14 protein-coding genes are annotated in these 17,992 nt (G+C 60.7%); 6 read left to right on the plus strand and 8 right to left on the minus strand.

The genetic code is table 11. The annotated features are described in order from the left end of the window. Positions 1 to 3: 3 nt before the first annotated feature. The 4 genes from HL45_RS19235 to glmS all read right to left on the minus strand — a co-directional run bounded on the left by HL45_RS19235 (position 4) and on the right by glmS (position 6,897). Entirely contained in the window at positions 4 to 1,023 is a 1,020-nt protein-coding gene (locus HL45_RS19235) for a DUF1616 domain-containing protein (protein ID WP_049972836.1), read from the minus strand. Between the two features lie 165 nt (positions 1,024 to 1,188). Further along, the gene (locus HL45_RS19240; RefSeq protein ID WP_049972837.1) at positions 1,189 to 1,851 is read right to left on the minus strand and encodes an ABC transporter ATP-binding protein; all 663 of its coding nucleotides are present in this window, start codon (positions 1,849 to 1,851) and stop codon (positions 1,189 to 1,191) included. A 71-nt stretch (positions 1,852 to 1,922) separates the two neighbouring features. After that, on the minus strand, positions 1,923 to 4,901 hold the full coding sequence (locus tag HL45_RS19245) for an ABC transporter permease (RefSeq protein ID WP_049972838.1): 2,979 nt from the start codon (positions 4,899 to 4,901) through the stop codon (positions 1,923 to 1,925). Positions 4,902 to 5,097: 196 nt separating this feature from the next. After that, positions 5,098 to 6,897 (minus strand): glutamine--fructose-6-phosphate transaminase (isomerizing), encoded by a 1,800-nt coding sequence (glmS, locus tag HL45_RS19250; RefSeq protein WP_049972839.1) that lies wholly within the window; start codon positions 6,895 to 6,897, stop codon positions 5,098 to 5,100. A 785-nt stretch (positions 6,898 to 7,682) separates the two neighbouring features. On the opposite strand from glmS, the gene HL45_RS19255 reads away from it, so the two are divergent. After that, entirely contained in the window at positions 7,683 to 8,759 is a 1,077-nt protein-coding gene (locus HL45_RS19255; RefSeq protein WP_233274862.1) for a DUF4350 domain-containing protein, read from the plus strand. Then, positions 8,752 to 9,750: an AAA family ATPase gene (locus HL45_RS19260; RefSeq protein ID WP_049972840.1), complete on the plus strand. Its 999-nt coding sequence runs from the start codon at positions 8,752 to 8,754 to the stop codon at positions 9,748 to 9,750. Before HL45_RS19255 ends, HL45_RS19260 begins: the two co-directional genes overlap by 8 nt. On the opposite strand, the gene HL45_RS19265 is transcribed toward HL45_RS19260, so the two are convergent. The 3 genes from HL45_RS19265 to HL45_RS19275 are packed head-to-tail and all read right to left on the minus strand — an operon-like array spanning position 9,751 to position 12,479. Further along, a complete protein-coding gene (locus tag HL45_RS19265; protein WP_049972841.1) occupies positions 9,751 to 10,614 on the minus strand; it encodes a hypothetical protein in 864 nt (287 codons plus the stop codon). Then, positions 10,611 to 11,057, minus strand: coding sequence for a hypothetical protein (locus HL45_RS19270; RefSeq protein WP_049972842.1), 447 nt, complete (start codon positions 11,055 to 11,057; stop codon positions 10,611 to 10,613). The genes HL45_RS19265 and HL45_RS19270 overlap by 4 nt, the downstream gene beginning before the upstream one ends. Further along, positions 11,058 to 12,479, minus strand: coding sequence for a DUF58 domain-containing protein (locus HL45_RS19275; RefSeq protein WP_049972843.1), 1,422 nt, complete (start codon positions 12,477 to 12,479; stop codon positions 11,058 to 11,060). It lies immediately after the preceding gene. Between the two features lie 296 nt (positions 12,480 to 12,775). Here HL45_RS19275 and HL45_RS19280 point away from each other — a divergent pair, with 296 nt between their 5' ends. The 4 genes from HL45_RS19280 (at position 12,776) to HL45_RS19290 (ending at position 16,883) form a co-directional block, all read left to right on the plus strand. Further along, on the plus strand, positions 12,776 to 14,908 hold the full coding sequence (locus HL45_RS19280) for a carboxypeptidase-like regulatory domain-containing protein (protein ID WP_049972844.1): 2,133 nt from the start codon (positions 12,776 to 12,778) through the stop codon (positions 14,906 to 14,908). A gap of 253 nt (positions 14,909 to 15,161) precedes the next feature. After that, the gene (locus tag HL45_RS21345) at positions 15,162 to 15,311 is read left to right on the plus strand and encodes a hypothetical protein (protein WP_162833899.1); all 150 of its coding nucleotides are present in this window, start codon (positions 15,162 to 15,164) and stop codon (positions 15,309 to 15,311) included. After that, on the plus strand, positions 15,308 to 16,507 hold the full coding sequence (locus tag HL45_RS19285; protein ID WP_049972845.1) for an NAD-dependent epimerase/dehydratase family protein: 1,200 nt from the start codon (positions 15,308 to 15,310) through the stop codon (positions 16,505 to 16,507). The genes HL45_RS21345 and HL45_RS19285 overlap by 4 nt, the downstream gene beginning before the upstream one ends. Positions 16,508 to 16,610: 103 nt before the next feature. After that, positions 16,611 to 16,883: a hypothetical protein gene (locus tag HL45_RS19290; protein WP_049972846.1), complete on the plus strand. Its 273-nt coding sequence runs from the start codon at positions 16,611 to 16,613 to the stop codon at positions 16,881 to 16,883. Between the two features lie 4 nt (positions 16,884 to 16,887). Here the strand turns inward: HL45_RS19290 and HL45_RS19295 are convergent, their stop codons facing one another. Beyond that, positions 16,888 to 17,991: a glycosyltransferase family 4 protein gene (locus HL45_RS19295; protein WP_049972847.1), complete on the minus strand. Its 1,104-nt coding sequence runs from the start codon at positions 17,989 to 17,991 to the stop codon at positions 16,888 to 16,890. Position 17,992: the final 1 nt, after the last annotated feature.

Genomic DNA, 17,992 nt, shown 5'->3' on the forward strand with positions numbered 1-17,992 from the left:
GGCTTACGCTCGCTCCTGCTGGCGGTGTCCCGATTTGTTCGACGGCGTGACCCACAGATGCGTTTCCTGTTCTGCGTTCTGCATCGTCGGCGTTGATGGCACGTCGCCCTCGTAGAGCAGGAACGCGAGTCGGTGATTCCGTCCGGTGACGGAAGACGGAACCGAGTAGTCGAGTCGCGTTCGTTCGCCGTCGACGAGGGACGTGTGCAATCGGTCGAGGGACGTTCGGTTTCGGACTGTCGTCGGGTCGTCTGCCGCGACCTGCTGTTGTTGGACGACGACGGTGTACTGGACGCGACGGTTCTCGTGGTTCTCGATGCCGACGAACAGTCGCCGTGAACCGTCGCCCGCCGCGACCGTCTGTCCGTCTGCCGGGCCTGCCGCCGACCCGTTTGCGTCAAGGAGCGACAGTTCCGTATACGACTCCGTCTCGTCGAGCCCGGCGAGCGCGAAGCCAATACTTCCGACCGACGCGAGGATGAGGACGACGAGGACGACGTTTAAGCGTCGGTCGAGACGCGTTCCCGAATCCGGCTCAGGACGCCGGATACCCGCTACCCAATCGCGCGGCGAGAACCAACCAGATTCGTCTTCTGAGCGGTCGGCGACCCTTCGACGTCGAACTGCGGCGATTGCTGCGGCGATGACGGTGCAGGTGCTCACTGCGACCGCTACCGGGGTCGCCCAGATACCGATCCCGACCTGCGTCAGTGCCAGCGCAATGCCCGCGACGACGAGAACGCTGGTTCCGACGGCGAACACGAACCGTTCCAATCCGCCCAATTGCTCTTCGACGACATCACGTCGGAGAGTAGTTCCACCACCGTCCGTCGGAAACAGGGCCGCGACGACGGCGTAGCCAGGCAAAAAGCAGAGCAGTGGAAGCGTCACGAGGGGCCGAATTGGCTCTTCGCGCAGTAGCGGCGTGAATGGTGCGACGACCGCGAGAACAGAAAACCCGCACACGAAAAGTAGGTCGATGGACGAACCGGCGGCTTGGCGCAGACGAGAGGCGGGGCTCATTCCGTTGGGTCGACGCTCGCCACGATAATGTGTATTGTGGATGATTTGACATATTGTTATCCGTCAAGAAGAGAAATGATTAGCGGCCGACAAACTTTTTTCGACGGTGTCAAGCTACGGATTTAATCGGCTACCGGCGTGAACCGTCGCCCGTCGGACTTCCTGTTATTCGACCGTCCGTAGGGTTCCGTCCTCGATTCGAACCACTTGCTCGAACAGACTGCGCAGTTGCGGGTCGTGACTTATCGTCACGAGCGCGGTTTCGGTGGTGGCGCGTAGTTCCAAAACGAGGTCGAGCACCTGTTCGGTCGTCTTCGGATCGAGTTGTCCCGTCGGTTCGTCTGCCAGCAACACCCCCGGCCGATTCGCCAGCGCCCGGGCGGTTGCGACGCGTTGTTTCTCGCCGCCCGAAAGCGTCGCCGGATACTGCTCTTTAACAGCGCCGAGTTCGAGGCTCTCGAACAGCGTTTCGAGCCATTCCTCGTCGCGCTCACCCGCGTGGTCTTGCGGGAGTGCGGCGTTTTCCCATGCCGTGAGGTCAGCGATGAGCTGGAAATCCTGAAAGATGAAGCCGATGTGTTCCCGCCGAAGGTGGGCGCGCCGCCGCTCCGAGAGCTGCTGAGCGTCCGTTCCGTTCACACGAACCGTCCCCTGCGACGGCGTCGCCAGTAGCCCTAGGAGGTTGAATAGGGTCGTCTTCCCCGCGCCGCTCGATCCCTGTACGAGGATTTTGGCGTCCTCCGGCACGCGAAGCGAGACGTCGCGCAAGATTTCGGTCTCGCCTCGGGTCACGCCGACGGCGTCCGCTTCGAGTATCGTCTCGGTCATTCGAAACGGTGTGCGACCCGTGGGTACAAATGTGATGCGGCGATTTGTTTCTCGAGAAACCACACGTGTAATCATGGGTCGGCCGGATCGGCGAGGAGAAACGGAATCGTCACCACCAGCGCGCTGACGGTAGCGAGAAGGAACGATCCGAGGGCTACCGTAGCGAGTATCCGAACCGATGCCGTAATCGACAACTGAACGCCGAACACGGTCGAGAGACCGAGCGCTTCGAGCGCCAGTCCGACAAGGAGGGCCGCCACGATTCCGACGACAATAGACACGACCGCAATCCGCCACACGTCGGCGAGGACGAGACAGAGTATCTGTCGCCGAGTGGCACCGGTGGCGCGATGAATCGCCACGGCCCGCCGTCTCGCGTGGACGCTCTGTGCGAACGTCGCCGCCGTGCTTCCGACCGTGGTCAGACCGGCGAGAACCGCCATCGAAACGAGCAACGTCTGTAGGTCGCCAAACACGCTCCGAACGGCGTGCCCGATTCCCGATCCCTTCGAGAAGTCGCTGTCGCGGGCGATGGTCGAGTAGACGCGTTCGTCGCCGATAATGCGATACTGGTCTGTGGCGAGAGCATCGCCGTCTGAAACGAGACGGACGGCATGTTTGCCGGGTGGAAGCTTGCCAGACTGCGAGTCAGACGCGAGTTCGACCGTCGTCGATTCGATTTGGTGCGGAGGGAGCGTCACGGTTCGCGTTACGGTCTTCCCCGACGTGACGACGGAAACCCGTCTCGTCAGCGTTCTCTCCCATGGATTGACGAGCGTCACGTCGGCGGTCGGACGAGCGTACACACTGGCGGGATTCGGCGTCACGCGAACCTGTCCGCCGAACGGGAGTGACGTCCCCGACTCGACCGAAACGTGCGTTGTGTTCGCTCGCTTCCCCTTCGAAGCGGTCAGCGTGTAATTCCCTGTCCGGTTCGGGAGCCCGACGGTTGCGACGCCGTCCTCGTTCGTTGTCCGCGTTGTTCCCGCGAGTTCGACGGTCGCACCTGCCACCGGTTTGCCGTTCTGTGTTACCACAGGGACGAGCATCTGCGCTCCCGGTGGCCCGCGATTCGGCACGGTGTCGAGCGACAGCGGCGGCTGGCGATAGACGGTGATTCGCTTCGCCCGCGACCCGATGCGGAGCATGTGGTTCCCCGGTTTTTCGACGGTGAGGTTTAGCGTCACGCTCGAACTCCCGCCCGCCGCCGGCGACGCGACGAAGGACTTCGATTCCCCGGCGAGGCGGACGGTGAACTGCCGTTTCTCGGCGCTGTCCTCGAAGTTGTGAACGTCTAATCGCACGGTGAACGGATCGCCGACCGATGCGGCCGACGGCGCGTCCACGCCGGTCACGCCGATGCCAGTATCGCCGCCGGTGAGGTTCGGCGTGCCGCCTGAAGTTCTGATGAACTGAACGGTTCCCGGATTCGTCGAGAGGTCGTGTGCGGTCGAGAGCGGAATGACCAACTGGTCGTCGAGGACGCCCGGTGCCTCGAACGTACCGACGATGCGAACCCGGGTGGTTGCGGGCGACGACGCGCCGCCTAGTGTGACCGAGTCGCCAATGCCGATGTCGAGCGTCCGTGCGAGGTCGCGGCCAACGACCGCATCGTACTTGGTACGCGGGGCGTGCCCGGTGACGAGTCGTGCGTCGGAGACGGCGCGGAACGAGGAGAAGTTCCCCCCGCGTACCAAGTATGGCTGTCCATCTCGAAGCTGTGGAACGATAATTTCCGGACTCGCCGCGAGTCCCTGCGAGCGGAGCGCCGACGCGTAGTCGGCGTCGATTCGACTCGCCATCGGATAGGGAGCGTCCGATTCGGAAACGGTTCCGCTCGAAGGGGTAGCAAGCGGCGTCAATGCGGTCGCCAGCGACCCCGAGAGGAGGATAATGAGTGCGAACACGGCCAAGGTGGTCGCGGTCGGAACGAGTGCCCGCCACCGCAACAGCGCCGTGCCGGAACGCGCTCGGAACGACCCAGAATCAGCGGTACGTCGTGATTTCGGCGAATGAATCGTTGTCAGCGATGCGGGCGATTTCGACACCGCTGGCCACGCGGCCAGAATGCCAGCTAACAGGCCGACGACTGTGACGCAGACGAACATCGGGAGTAAAACCATGAGTGACATGGTCGTGACGTGCGGCGCGAGCGAGAGCGGGACGCCTGCGTAGACCGCGACGTTGACGGCGAGGCGCGTGACGATGACGCCGCCCGCGTACCCGAGCAAGACGCCCGTGAAGGTGAGCAACCCCGCTCGAGCGCTGAACAGGGTAAGAACCTGTCTCGGCGTGCCGCCGGTCGTACGGACGACGCGGATGGCCGTTGTCCGCTCGCGAACGCTCATCCGCGTCACGTTGTAGAGGACGACGAGGACGAGAACACCCGCGAGTATCGTCACCCCGGTCAACACCCGAAGCACCTCCCGGACACCTGCGAGGAAGTACAGGAACAGCGAGGGAGTCGCAGTGCCGTCGTCTCCGAGCCGGTCAAACCCGTTTCCGGATGCACGCTCGATGACGAATGCACCCGAACCGCCCGTGTCGCGGACAGTTGATGGGGTGCCGACGTACCACGAGCGGGGGAATGCTGAGTCGCCGGTGTAGGGCGACACGCGAAGACGAACGCTCCCGTCGTCGGTTTCGAACCGATGCGTCGTCGGCTGCTCCACTGCCCCCTTGACCCCCGTCTCGGGCGGCGGCGGGAGACGGGCCGTCCGCCACGCGACAGAGTAGTTAGAGAGTACCCTCGGCGCGTCCGGTGGAACCCCGATTAGGAGGTGGTCGGTACCGTTTCGCGAGTCAGTCGCAGTCGGGAGCAGAATGGAGGATTGGCTCGTGTGGTTCCGTGCAGTCGCGACCGAGTCGAAGTGTCTCACCGTCATTGAGTCCGAAAACTGGTTCGAAACCGATTCGGCCTCGGTGCCGACGGAGAGCAACAGCAACGTGGTGCCGACGAGAAGTGCGACGACAACGGCGACGACGAGAATCGTGAGACGGTCGCGCCGCGACCATCGTGTGAGCAAGGGTCGGCGGTAGGTTCGCGTCATAGGAGACGACTGACTCCTATCGCTACGCGTTCCGAGATGACCATATTGCACCGAGTACGCCGTTCGAAGTCATTACGCCGGATGAAGCGAGCGTCGTCGGAACGCGGTGTGGGCTGCTGCTGCTCGTTCGGCGACGAGTCGCGACAGAGGTGTCGCGTCGAGCGCAACCGAACGCCGCCACGATGCTCGTTCGGTGTCACTTGACGGTGACACTCTTGGCGAGATTTCGCGGTTTGTCGATGGAACGTCCGAGATACCGGGCCGTGTAGTACGCGAGCAGTTGGTACTGCACGTTCACGAGTATCGGCGCGAGCATTCGATGCGTCTCCGGTACCCGAAGCGCTACGTCCGCAAAGCGTTCGATGGACGTCGTTCCGTCCGTGACCGCGACGACGGGCGCGCCGCGCGCGCTCACCTCTTTCGCGTTGGAAATCGTCTTCTGAACCGTCTCGTCGTCTCCGATGGCCGAGACGAAAACGGGCGTCTCCTCGGTCACCAACGCCAACGGTCCGTGTTTGAGTTCGCCCGCGGCGAATCCCTCGGCGTGTTCGTAGGTGATCTCTTTCATCTTCAGCGCACCCTCCAGCGCGACGGGGTACTGCAATCCGCGTCCGATGAAAAAGTACCCCGAACTGTTCGCAAGACGGCGAGCCGTGGGCATCGCGTTGGTTGTATCGAGAACTTGTTGAATCTGTCCCGACAGCTCGTTGAGCGCTGAAAGCAGGCGATCGGCATTGCCGATTCCGCTCTCCAACGACGTCTGGTGGGCCAACAGCGTGAGCATGACGAGTTGGCTCGCGAACGTTTTGGTCGCGGCGACGCTTATCTCCGGCCCCGATCGGATGTAGAGCACATCGTCGCACTCCCGGGCTGCCGTGCTTCCGACGACGTTCGTCAGTGCGAGCGTCTGTGCATCCCGCTCGTCGGCCGCTCGGAGGGCGGCGAGCGTGTCCGCCGTCTCGCCGCTCTGTGTGACGCCGACAACGAGCGTCGAATCTCGAATCGGGGGCGGTGCCGTCGCGTACTCGCTCGCCAGAAACGCCTGCGCCGGAACCCCTCGTTCTCGCAGGAGCCGTGCTCCGTAGAGCGCCGCGTGATAGCTGGTTCCGCACGCGACGAAGTGAATCGGGCCGAGATGGTCGTCGTTGAAAACGTCCGCCGTAACGAACTGGCCCGTAGTCGAACGGTCACGGAGACACTCCCGGAGTGCGGCCGGTTGCTCGTGGATTTCCTTCAGCATGTAGTGGTCGTGCTCCCCTTTTGCGACCGCTTCTGCGTCCCACTCGATAGTGGTCTGCGTTTTCGACTGCCGTTCGTCGTTCTCATCCACGATTTCGTGTCCGTCGGTCGAGAGAAACGCGAACTCGCCGTCGTCCATATGAACGACGCTGTCTGTACGGTCTACCAGCGCGGTGATGTCGCTCGCCACGTACGTCGCATCGTCGCCGACGCCGAGGACGAGCGAGGAGCCTTGTCGAGCGGCCATCACTTCGTCGTGGCCCTCGAACACCGCCGCGATAGCGTAGCTCCCCTCCAGTTTCTCGACCGCTTCGTAGAACGCGGTTCTCGGCGACGAACCGGCGTCGAGTTCGTGGCCGATGATATGTGGAACAACCTCCGTGTCCGTATCGCTCTCGAACTCGTGGCCAAGCGACTGGAGTTCGGTGCGGAGTGACTGATAGTTCTCGATGATACCGTTGTGGACGACGGCGACCCGACTTGAACAGTCCGTGTGCGGATGTGCGTTCTCGTCCGACGGCCGCCCGTGCGTACTCCACCGAGTGTGTCCGATTCCGGAGATACCGTCGAGTTCTGGTTCCGACTCGATCCGCTGGACGAGTTCGTTGAGTTCGCCCTCGCGCTTGACGACTCGTACGCCCGAGTTGGCGACGGCGATTCCTGCCGAGTCATAGCCGCGATACTCCAGTTTCGACAGCCCCGACAGGAGCGTTGGCACGATGTCGTCTCTGTCGATGCAGCCGATGATGCCACACATGGCCTATTCAGTTCCCCCTGCTGGCAGTGTACGAAGTTTCGCTCGCCGCTCCGAATTTATTGTTCCGAGCTGTTTGCGTTTTTCCGTCTCTCGGTGTTCGGTGGCGTCCCCACCTACTCTGTAATCGGCAGACTTTCTGACGTGGCCGAACTATCATGGATGACACCCCTTTGCTATGCCGGTACCCGTCTTTGTTATTTAGTGAATTCTTTTACTCTAATATAGACCGTTGGTAGATCTTTGAAAAAAAGTATAGGACACCAATATGTCTACTCAGGGGGTGTAACCGTAACCTGGATATAAAGATACGGCAGAAGCCGCAAGAACGATTCGCCAAAAAGGCATTCTCGGTTCCACTGCCCGGCTCAGAATCAAGAATTGCATAACTTATAATGATGCGATGGCGCGATTAAACGTCGTTTAAATCGTTGTGTCTCTCGGAAATTGAATTCATCGGTTGAAATTCCCGACTAGAGACTAGTTGAGAAGTCTGAATTTCAGTAATTCCTATTGTTGGCTCGTCGTCCTTGTATTTACACCAGTAAGATGAGGTTTGCTAGTCTGCGTCGGATTTCGACCGCAATCGACCGAATCCTATCGAAATAAACAATCATCTCCGCCGACAGATTTGTAAAGGACATCGTTGCATGACTGATGATGACTGTAGCGCGCTTGCGTCTCGGGTCGCGGGATGCAGGGAAAAGAATACCCACATTTAATCGAAGCAGACGACGGCAGCGGACGACATTCGCAGGACTGTCGCCTCCAGACGCCGAGGGCCGACAGTGACCGGATTCGACTCGGTTCGGACACCAGTCGTTTTCCTGTTTGTTCTCTCGACGCTGGTATTCGTGACGATGAGTGTCGGAAGCGTCGTCTCGACCACCGATTTCAGCGGCTACAACCCCACGTGGGACGGAACGTCCACCCTTCGCGGGTGGGGGGACGAGGACGGCACGAAGTCGAACGTCGTCCTCGAACCGGCGACGTATCGCTCGATTCCGGCGAACGACACCGTCGTGTTCGTCATCGCTCCGGACGCGTCACAGAGCGACTCCTCGGCGCTACGGCAGTTCGTCCATCGCGGTGGTACCGTCGTTGTGATGGACGACCGCGGAAACGGAAGCAACCAACTGCTCGCATCGCTCGGAGCTGACGCCCGCATCGACGGCACCACGCTTCGGGACGAACGATATAACTACCACTCACCAGCCATGCCAATCGCACAAAACGTCTCCGACCATCCGCTCACCGCGAACATTGAGCGGTTGACCTTCAACTACGGAACCGCCGTCGAACCGAACGATGCCACGCCCCTCGTCTCGACGTCGAATTTTAGCTATCTCGACGCGAACTCGAATCACTCGCTGGACGGGAACGAACAACTCGACAGCTATCCGGTGGCGACGGTCGAGAACGTCAGTGACGGCCGCGTCGTCGTCGTGGGCGACCCCAGCATGGCGGTCAATTCGATGCTGTCCAGTCCGGGGAACGAACAGTTCCTCCGTGGACTGATAACCGCCCACGACCGCGTCTTCTTCGACGAAACCTACGCCAAGGAACCGCCGCCACTCGCGCTCGCCCTCATCGTCGTCCGCCGGTCGCTCGCTGTACAACTCGCGGTCGTCGGCGCGCTTGCCGCTGTCGTCTTCGGGGCTCGCCATACCGAGACGGTTTCGGCGGCAACCTGTCGGTTTGCGGAGCGAGTCGGTTTCACGACCGACGACGCGACCGTTTCGATAGACGACGACGCGATAGTGACCGCCATCAAACGCCGGTATCCGTCGTGGTCACGGAGCCGCATCGAACGCATCGTCGATGATGTGCGTTCCGGACGCAAGGACGGTGAAACCGATGACTGACGCCGAAACGCTGTACCAATTGATTCGAGATGAAATCAGCCACGTGCTTATCGGGAAGGAGTCGCTCATCGAACATCTCACCGTCTCCTTATTGACCGACGGACACGTCCTGCTCGAAGGTGTTCCCGGAATCGCAAAGACGACCGTCGCGAACCTCTTCGCACAGGCGACCGGTCTCTCGCACAACCGCATCCAGATGACGCCCGACCTCCTTCCGGCCGACGTGACCGGGACGCGCGTCTACCGAGAGAACACCGGGGAATTCACGCTCCAAAAGGGGTCTATCTTCGCCAACCTCGTCGTCGCCGATGAAGTCAACCGCGCGACGCCGAAGACCCAGAGCGCGTTCCTCGAAGCGATGGAGGAAAACGGTGTCACCATTGACGGCAAGACGCTCGACCTCCCCGACCCATTCATGGTTATCGCCACGCAGAACCCCATCGACATGGAAGGAACGTATCAGCTACCCGAGGCACAACGAGACCGATTTCAACAGAAGGTCATCGTCGAACTGCCAACTGAGTCCGAGGAGGGGGAACTTCTCGACCGAATCGACGAGAATCCGAATCTCAGTTCGGACGACATCGAGCAGGTCGCCACGACTGAGATGATAAACAAGGCACGGCGTGAGGTTACAACGGTCTACGTCGCACCAGCCGTGAAGTCGTATATTCTCCGCCTTGTCGAAGCAGCGCGGATGCACGAAGCGGTCGAGTATGGCGGCTCTCCCCGTGCCTCCATCGCGTTCCTGCAGACGGCAAAGGCACGAGCGTCGATTCACGGTCGCTCCTACGTGCTTCCCGACGACGTGAAGTTCCATCTCCGTTCGATTCTCACTCATCGATTGGTTCTCGACGCCGACGCGGAGTTGCGTGAAACGTCGGTAGACGACGTACTCACTGCTATCGAAGAAACGACGGAGTCGCCGGGAACGACGGCGGACGAACTGACGCCAATCCCGGACGGCGACGGCGGGGACGAGTGGGGCTGATTATGCACCCCATCGGTAGTTGACCGCCGCGTCGGCGCGGTCGGCCGACTCGACGCTCTCGATACAAACCGGTTCGTCGAGCCTAGCCGCGAGTCCGACTGCAAAGAACGAGACGACGGGATGGTCGAACTGCGTCAGGTCGCCGTACACCGGTTCGGAGACGCCGACGGTGAGGCTGTTCGACTTGGTGTCGAGTGTGAAAGACACCGCATCGACGATGCCGAGTGTTTCGGCCGCCTCCGACAGCTGTTCCGCGAGGTCGGTCGGCGTTTCGCCGAGGTCGCTGGACACTGACTTCCGAAACGCGTTGAGGAGTGGGACGCCGCTCGGTTGCAACGCCACGCCGTGTGCGTTTGTCTCGTTCGAAATCACGAGAAGCGACTCGGTTTGCGGACGCGATGGACTTTCGTCGGTTTCCCGCGTGACGAATAGCACGACCGACGACGTGCCCGGTTCGTCCGTTGGGTAGTATCTCGACTTGCCGTCCAACCCTAATTCCGCGACGAGCGCGGACTCGTTGGCCGCGAGCGTATCGTAGACAGCCTCGCTGATGTTCACGGGGAGAACGCGCGTCGGTTCGAGGTAATAGACCAACGTCGCGGTGAACAGTCCGGTCGCACCGAGAACGAGTAGAATCGTCCGAACGGAGAGGAGGAGTACCGCACCGAGAACCGCGACGACGCCGACGACCGCCAGACCGACTGCGGCGTTCCGATTCCTGACCCGTCGGGCGCGAGCGTACTCGCGGCGAAGCTTCGCATTCTCTTCCCGAAGCGTCTCGACTTCAGCCGCCATTTGGACTTGCTCGTTCGGAACCGACTCGAAACTCTCGGTCGAATCCGAGTGGGTCGTATCGCTACTCATTGCACGCCACCTCGAATCAACACGCGACCGTATCGGGTAAACGCCGTGGCCGCGACGGCGGCAACCGCGACGACGGTCGCCGCGACGACTATCGTCCCGAACTCGCGGAGTCCGAACCATGTGACCGCAATGCACCCTCCGGTGGCGATTACGACGCTCAGTTGGCGTCGATTTTCTGCGGTTTGAATCGACGGTGCCAGCAGTGCGACGGCCAATCCGATTTCGGCCACCAGAAGCGTCCAATCCAGTGCTGATGGCGACGTGAGCGCGATGACTGCGAGCTGTCCACCGACGAAAACGTAGGCCGCTGGCACGAAGAGCCAAAGCGCGAGGAGCGCGATACCAGCGAAAACTCCCGGCCCGCGCTGGCCGATAGCCAGCGCGACCGCGGTCGTGACGACGGCGACTCCACCCAGTCGTGTTCGAACGCTCGGTTCGAGCATTTACGCACGCACCTGCCGGACGGACGTGAGGATGGTTTCGATTCGGTCGCCCGGCCCGACTTCGAACGCCGAAGTTTGCGGATACGAACCGAGCGTCCGTCGGAATCGCTCGAATGAGACGTACTCCGAGTAGGTTTCATCGAGCGTGGAGAGGCCGTCTGGGTCGAAGAGAACGGTCGGCGCGAGAAACGCGTTCGTCTGCCTCGCCCGCCAACTCGTATACTGGACGCAGTTTCGAACCTCTGTTCGGTGCACATCCGACGTGAACAACGCGACGTACACGTCTTCGGAGTGGCGTTCGACGTGGGAACGGACGGCCTTGAACAGAGGGTCGTCCGCCGCGGAGGTCGTATCGCCCCGAGTCAGAAGATACGGTCGGATTCGTGCCGCGAACAGAGATCCGTCGTCCGGTAGTGTTCGCTGTCCGCGAGACGTGTCGTCGGTCGAACGGCACTCGACACTGGGGGAAGCGCCGTCGTCCACATCGAGCGAGTAGAGCGCCTTCCGAACCGCCGCGTATTGCTCCGGCGTCGAGCGAAACGAACGACTGACGGTGACGCCGTCGGAGCCCACGGCGAACAGTCCAACCGCATCCGAGCGTTCGTGGGCTTCGGCGACGAGCGCGAGTGCGGCCTCCCTGAGGTACGCGAACTGCGTTTCGCCGGGGCGACCGCTTCCTACCGACGGACGATGGTCGATGAATATTGCGACCCGGCGATCCGGTTCGTTCTCGTACTCGCGGATGTGCGGGTAGTCGAATCTGGCCGTCGCGTTCCAATCTATCCGGCGGAGGCTGTCGCCGGTTTTGTACTCACGTATCTCGACCGTGGGCTGACCGTGGACGTTTCGTTCAGCATCTTCGTCGTCGTAGACGCTGTACGTTCGCTTACCGCCTCGTCCGACGTGGACGTTTGCGGGCGTTCGCTGTTCGACTGTAACGGTCGGTTCGTCGCCTTGTTTCCACCGCGCCGTCAACAATCCATGGCCGTCGGTAACTTCGACCGCGCACTCCTCGAACGAGACTGTTCCGGCGGTCGGAAATTCGACCGAATACGTCGTCGTTGCCGCCGTCTCGTCCGCGCCAAAGATCACGGTTCGATTCGCCGTCTCTGCTCCACGACCGGAAATCGGTGGGCGCGATTCGACCGTCACCTCGAACGCGGTTCGACGCGCCAGTGACGCGTCGAGAGTGACCGACAGCGGCGCGTCTGTCGGAATCGAGGGCTGTGAAATCGACTGCGAGACCGTTAGCTCGTCCGGTAGTCGTTCGAGCTCTACTACGAACGAGTAATAGTGGTAGAGGAGCCAACAGGCGACTCCCACGGTGCCGAAGACGAGTGACGGCCGGGCGAAGACGACTGCTAACACGGAGAACGAGAGTGCGGTTACGGCGACTATCCACTGACGACGAGTCGCGTACATCACTCTGAACACCTGATGGGGATAGTTAATTCGTTCACATCGTTCCGGTGGTAAGTGGCGCTTTCCCGCCCACCGTAGACGGCATCCCTGTTACGAGCGATGATCGAGCGGTCGCGGCAGTGTTACTCCGGCCCGAACCAGCGATAGACCGGTCTTACTGCCCCCAACGAACCTTCAGTTTTAAGCACGGGTCTGGCTTATCCCGCCTTCACGCGGCGGTCGAAACGAAGACGCACGAGGGAAGGGGAACCGTCGAACAGTCACGAAAGACGGTCGAGACGAACTGCTCGATAGCCATGAACTGCCTGAGACACACAGTATCTGTAGCGATAGTTGTCGCCCTTATCGTTACGTCGTCGGCGATAGTCATCGGACAGACCACGACCACGTCCGAACAGGCGACTGACAGCCCCGCGTCGGGTTCCGTCGAGACGACGCCCAACGGAACTGTTCCCCGTCACCAGAATCCGGAACAGGTTCGACGGGATGGGAATACCGATGCGGTCGAGCGGTGGCTCGAAGCCCGACTCGCGCGGCGACTTGGCGACAGCGCCGTTCATCTCAAACGGGGACAGTACGAGCAAGCACGGAGCATCGTCGGTGGCGACTATTCTCGCCAACTCGGACAGTACGTCGAGATTCAGCAGTCGATGCGAACGAACGACAGCGACAACAGCACCGAGCAGTTCCAGCAGGGTGTAAAGAGCCAGCGAACGTTCGCCGAGTCGGTGCAAGAGTATCGTCAAACCTACAAAAAATACCAACGCGCGAGGCGGAACGGAAACATCGAGCGGGCACGACAACATGCGCGGAAACTCGACCGACTGTCAGCGCGGACGAACCAGTCCGCTTCGTCGGTGAAATCGACGTATCGAAACGTCTCACAGACGACATCGGTCAATTTGTCCCAGCAGTCACAGCAGGTCACATCCATTTCACAGAACGTTTCCCAAACGCAAACGACCGTTGAGGACGAGGTGTTCCAGCGAACATCGCTAAACGTATCAACGTCGTCGCGCAACGCTTCGTTCCTTGACCCGGTGCAGTTGAGTGGCACGTTGACCGCGGCGAATGGATCCGCGGTAGCGAACCGGAACGTGACGCTCATGGTCGAAAATCAAACTATCCGGACGAGAACTAGCTTCGACGGACGCTTTCGTACTACGTACCGTCCAACGACGCTCCCGGTGAACACCAGTCGGGTGACAGTCGAATATCGCCCGTCGAACACGTCGGCGTATCTCGGTGCGAACGACACTGTCAACCTGAACGTGACGCAGGTCACTCCGAACGTGACGCTAACACGAACGCCGAACAGAACCGCATTCGACCGGCGATTCGTCGTTTCGGGTACCGTCAGTGCCGACGATATCGAGGCATGGAACGTCCCGGTGGCCGTCAGTCTCGGCGGCGAGCAAATTGGGACGACTACCACTGGAGCGAACGGTTCTTTCAGTCTCCAAACTCGACTTCCGATGTCCGTTCAGTCCGGGCAACAGCAACTTCGGGCGACGGTGCCGCTCTCGGGACGAGCACTGGCGAGCGCGAACGAATCCACGACTGTCACCGTCGAGCGGACGAACGCCTCGTTGTCGGTCAACGCGACGCGGAACGAGAGTCGCGTCGAAACGAGCGGGAGACTCACGACCAGAAACGGGACAGCGGTGGCACAGCGCACCGTCGTCTTTCGCGTGAACGGAACTCGTGTCGCCGAGACGACGACGGGAAAGAACGGAAGTTACGCGACGACGTTCGAACTACCATCGTCCGTGGCCGATAGCGAGTCAGCCACGGTAACCGCGGTGTACGAACCATCCGGGTCGAATCTCGGCGCCGCGCGGGCGAGTGACGTCGTCGAGGGGATGTCGAGTCACCAGCGCCTCCTCGATTGGATTTCGGTTCCGTGGACTGGAGGGGTGCTATTTGTGTTCGTCGTTCTCGTCGGACTAATTTTCGGTCGGTCGCGTCGCACTGATGCCGTGAGCGACGTAGACGACGCGACCGACGCGGACGACGAGAGAGATCCGGATGAGCGAGTAAAACCGGTCGAAGCGGACGCCGAATTCGACGCCGAGACGAATCTTCTCGACACCGCTCGAACCCATCTTTCGATGGACGAATACGCGTCTGCGGTCGAAGCGGGGTACGTCGCGTTCCGGCAGTATCTCGATCGGCAGTACGGCCTTACCCAATCCGCGACACCACGCGAATTCCGCGATTCGGCCGAGTCGGAAATCAGCGACCGCGAATACAGGATACTCAGCGACTTGACCGCGTGCTATGAGCACGTTGCGTTTGCATCACGTCCGATTTCGGCAGCCGCTGTTTCCGATCTGCTTGCCGTTGTCGAGGAGAACATGATTGACGAGGAGATGACCGATTTGGGGAATGCGACAGATGAATCGGACGGTGAGGGGTCGAGAGACTGAGTACGATTTCCGCCATGTGCTGTCGAGTCGAAACCGATAGTAGGCGGCGAAACCAGGTGAATCCGGTGATTTGTGCTCATTGGATGAGGAGGTAGCGAAGTTGGACGAAATAAATGAAAGGTTATGTGGGGATTGTACGATGTCGGCAAAACAGAAACGGTGGCTAAACTCCTGTCGCCCGCTTTCTGCGACGTTGTAGCTCTCGTTACGCCCGAAATGTTGAAGTCACAACAGATGGTGCATCGATACTCCAATGGAAAGTCAAGACGACCAAGTGCGGCGCGGTACAAAACATCTCCACGACGTCGGAGATGGCAGCGGTTGCACCGAAATATGGGAGCATCTGAGCGACCGACGTGCGGAGAACGAGAGGTCGGACGATGAGGAGGATGACCACCAATGACGATTCTCGTCACCGGCGGCGACGGGTACGTCGGTTGGCCGACGGCGCTCCGAATCGCCGACCGAACTGACCAGCGCGTCATCAGCGTGGACAACTGCGGACGACGACGGTGGGTCGAAGAAGTCGGGTGCCACAGCGCCGTTCCGGTTGCTGGTCCCGAAGAACGCGTCGAAGCCGCGCACAACCAACTCGACGTGACGAACCTCTCGTTCGTTCGCGCCGATTTGGTAGACCAGTCGGCCGTCGAGGAACTCCTCGCCGTCCACGAACCCGACGTTATCGTACACACGGCCGCACAGCCGTCTGCACCGTATTCCCAAATCAACGGCGAGCGGGCGAACTACACCCAACACAACAACCTTCAATCGACCCGAAATCTCCTGTGGGGACTCGAAGAGCAGGGACTCACCGACACGCACTTCATCGAGACGACGACGACCGGCGTCTATGGCGCTCCTGACTTTCCCATTCCGGAAGGCGGCGCGACGATGGTAAACGGCGGCGAGCGAGACGAAGTGCCGTTTCCGGCGATGGCCGGAAGCTGGTACCACCTCACGAAATCGCACGACGCCGCGAATTTGCGACTAGCGCACACCCAGTTCGATATTCCGATTAGCGACGTTCGGACGGCCATCATCTACGGAACCGAAACCGAGGAGACCAGAGGGTCGAGCGAGTTAAAGACACGCTTCGACTTCGACTACTACTTTGGAACCGTCGTCCACCGATTCTGCGCGCAGGCAGTCGCCGGGTATCCGCTGACGGTGTACGGCAAAGGCGAACAGCGAAAACCGTTTGCCAGCCTCGAAGACACCGTCGAAGGTCTCGCACGACTCGCACTCGACGACGCCGATGCTCGCTCGGACGACTTCGTGGTGTACAACCAAGTGACGCGAGCAATCAGCATCGTCGAAATCGCCGAAACCATCGCTGACGTGGCCGGAGAGTCCGGCTTCGACACGTCCGTCGAGCACGTCGAGAATCCTCGGGACGAGGACGAGACGCACGCTATGGAGATAGAGAACGACCGGTACCTATCGCTCATCGGCGACCAGCGACAGACGTTCGAAGACGGTATTCGGGACGTGATGAAGTCGCTCAATCGACATGCGGATCGAATTGAATCTCATGAAGACCGCTTCGTTCCGGACGTACTCAAAGAGCGAGCCGAAGCGACGGCAGAATCGCAGGACTAGGCCGTTCCGTTCGGAGTCGCCCGACACCGCTCGTGACGACTTTCGTCCGAAACCGTTCCAGCGGCCGACAGATACGTAAGTACTTCTGACGAGTTCAATACCGATGTCCGTCACGCACCGACGCCAGTTCGTTTACGGGCAGTGTGGACTGATGCTCGTCGCGGCCGCCCTGCTGTCGATTCTCGGCGTCCTCACTGTCGAGACGTTTTTTATCGTCTCGTTCGTCGGCTTTCTGATGCTGTTAGAACTCACGTCCCCGGCGTATGTCCGTCCTCAGTGGCAGTCGCGTCTCCGATGGATACTCCTGTTGGGACTGCTAATGTTCTGTTACCTCGTTGTCGCTCGCGCTGAAGACTTGCTCTCGCTCGCGTCGTAATCGGCTACTCGTCGGCGATGAGCGCGGTGTATTCCGCCATCATCGACTCTACATCGAAGTTCTCGACCATGAACTCCCGAGCGACTCGACCGCAGTCGGCGAGATTTGTTCCGGCCAACTGTTCGATTCCGTCCGCGAGCGCATTCGGGTCGTTTGGCGGGACGACGACACCACCGTGAACCAAATCGGAGACGCCACCGACGTTGGTGCTCACAACCGGCGTCTCACAGGCTTGAGCTTCCCGTATCACCGCTGGCGGCCCCTCCGCCAGCGATCCCAGTACAAACATGTCCGCGGCGATTAAAAACGGGCGGACGTCGTCCTGATAACCGGCGAACGTGACGTCCCCGTCGATACCGCCTTTCTCGGCAGTTCGTTCGTACGCCGCTCGCTTCGTTCCGTCGCCGACGAGCGTCAGGTGGTACTCTCGATTTCCACGTTCCTGAAGCTTCTCGACCGCCGCCAGCAAGTAATGAACGCCTTTCACCGGGTCGAGACGGCCGACGTACACCAACTCGACCGCGTCGTTCCGGTCGAATTCGGCAGCCGTCGTCGCGTCGGGGGCGTAGTGGTCGAGGTCGATTCCGGTCGGAATCACGCTCGTCTTCCGGTCGGACGTGAACCGGGTCAGCCCGTCGCGGACGTACTCGCCTTGTCCTACGATGTGATCGGCGGCCGCGAACGTGACACGACCGACGGAATGCGTGTAGAGTTTCGACACCGCATCGACGAGTCGATTGCCGTAGAACCACTCAATGCCGACGAGGTTACTCACGACGACGGTCGTCTCGACGCCGAACCGTCGGCCGAGCAATGCTCCTATCGAGCACACCGGATAGAGGTAGTCGCCGATGACGAACCTGTCGAGCGTGGGGATGTCGTCTCGCAATAGCCGGTAGAATCCCGGCGTCGGAAGTGTGTACCGAATCTTGGGAACGAACCGCGCTGGATAGTATTTCACCGTGATGTTCTCCCCCTTGGGGGGATTTCCGCGCCCCTTTTTCGGATGGTAGAAGACGACATCGTGGCCGTTCGCCGCCAATCTTGGCGCGAGTATCTTCGGGTCGGGTCTGACGAGAACCGTCGGATTCAGTAGTCCTATTTTCATC

This window comes from Haladaptatus cibarius D43 (genome assembly GCF_000710615.1).
In the GTDB taxonomy this organism is placed as follows: Archaea; Halobacteriota; Halobacteria; order Halobacteriales; family Haladaptataceae; genus Haladaptatus; species Haladaptatus cibarius.

Excerpts from the sequence above, each read along its gene's own strand:
- HL45_RS19270 (WP_049972842.1), bottom strand. The coding sequence starts at position 11,057 with ATGCTCGAACCGAGCGTTCGAACACGACTGGGTGGAGTCGCCGTCGTC.
- HL45_RS19290 (WP_049972846.1), top strand. The coding sequence starts at position 16,611 with ATGTCCGTCACGCACCGACGCCAGTTCGTTTACGGGCAGTGTGGACTG.
- HL45_RS19275 (WP_049972843.1), bottom strand. The coding sequence starts at position 12,479 with ATGTACGCGACTCGTCGTCAGTGGATAGTCGCCGTAACCGCACTCTCG.
- HL45_RS19285 (WP_049972845.1), top strand. The coding sequence starts at position 15,308 with ATGACGATTCTCGTCACCGGCGGCGACGGGTACGTCGGTTGGCCGACG.
- HL45_RS19265 (WP_049972841.1), bottom strand. The coding sequence starts at position 10,614 with ATGAGTAGCGATACGACCCACTCGGATTCGACCGAGAGTTTCGAGTCG.
- HL45_RS19245 (WP_049972838.1), bottom strand. The coding sequence starts at position 4,901 with ATGACGCGAACCTACCGCCGACCCTTGCTCACACGATGGTCGCGGCGC.
- HL45_RS19295 (WP_049972847.1), bottom strand. The coding sequence starts at position 17,991 with ATGAAAATAGGACTACTGAATCCGACGGTTCTCGTCAGACCCGACCCG.
- HL45_RS19235 (WP_049972836.1), bottom strand. The coding sequence starts at position 1,023 with ATGAGCCCCGCCTCTCGTCTGCGCCAAGCCGCCGGTTCGTCCATCGAC.
- HL45_RS19240 (WP_049972837.1), bottom strand. The coding sequence starts at position 1,851 with ATGACCGAGACGATACTCGAAGCGGACGCCGTCGGCGTGACCCGAGGC.
- glmS (WP_049972839.1), bottom strand. The coding sequence starts at position 6,897 with ATGTGTGGCATCATCGGCTGCATCGACAGAGACGACATCGTGCCAACG.
- HL45_RS19260 (WP_049972840.1), top strand. The coding sequence starts at position 8,752 with ATGACTGACGCCGAAACGCTGTACCAATTGATTCGAGATGAAATCAGC.
- HL45_RS19280 (WP_049972844.1), top strand. The coding sequence starts at position 12,776 with ATGAACTGCCTGAGACACACAGTATCTGTAGCGATAGTTGTCGCCCTT.
- HL45_RS21345 (WP_162833899.1), top strand. The coding sequence starts at position 15,162 with ATGGAAAGTCAAGACGACCAAGTGCGGCGCGGTACAAAACATCTCCAC.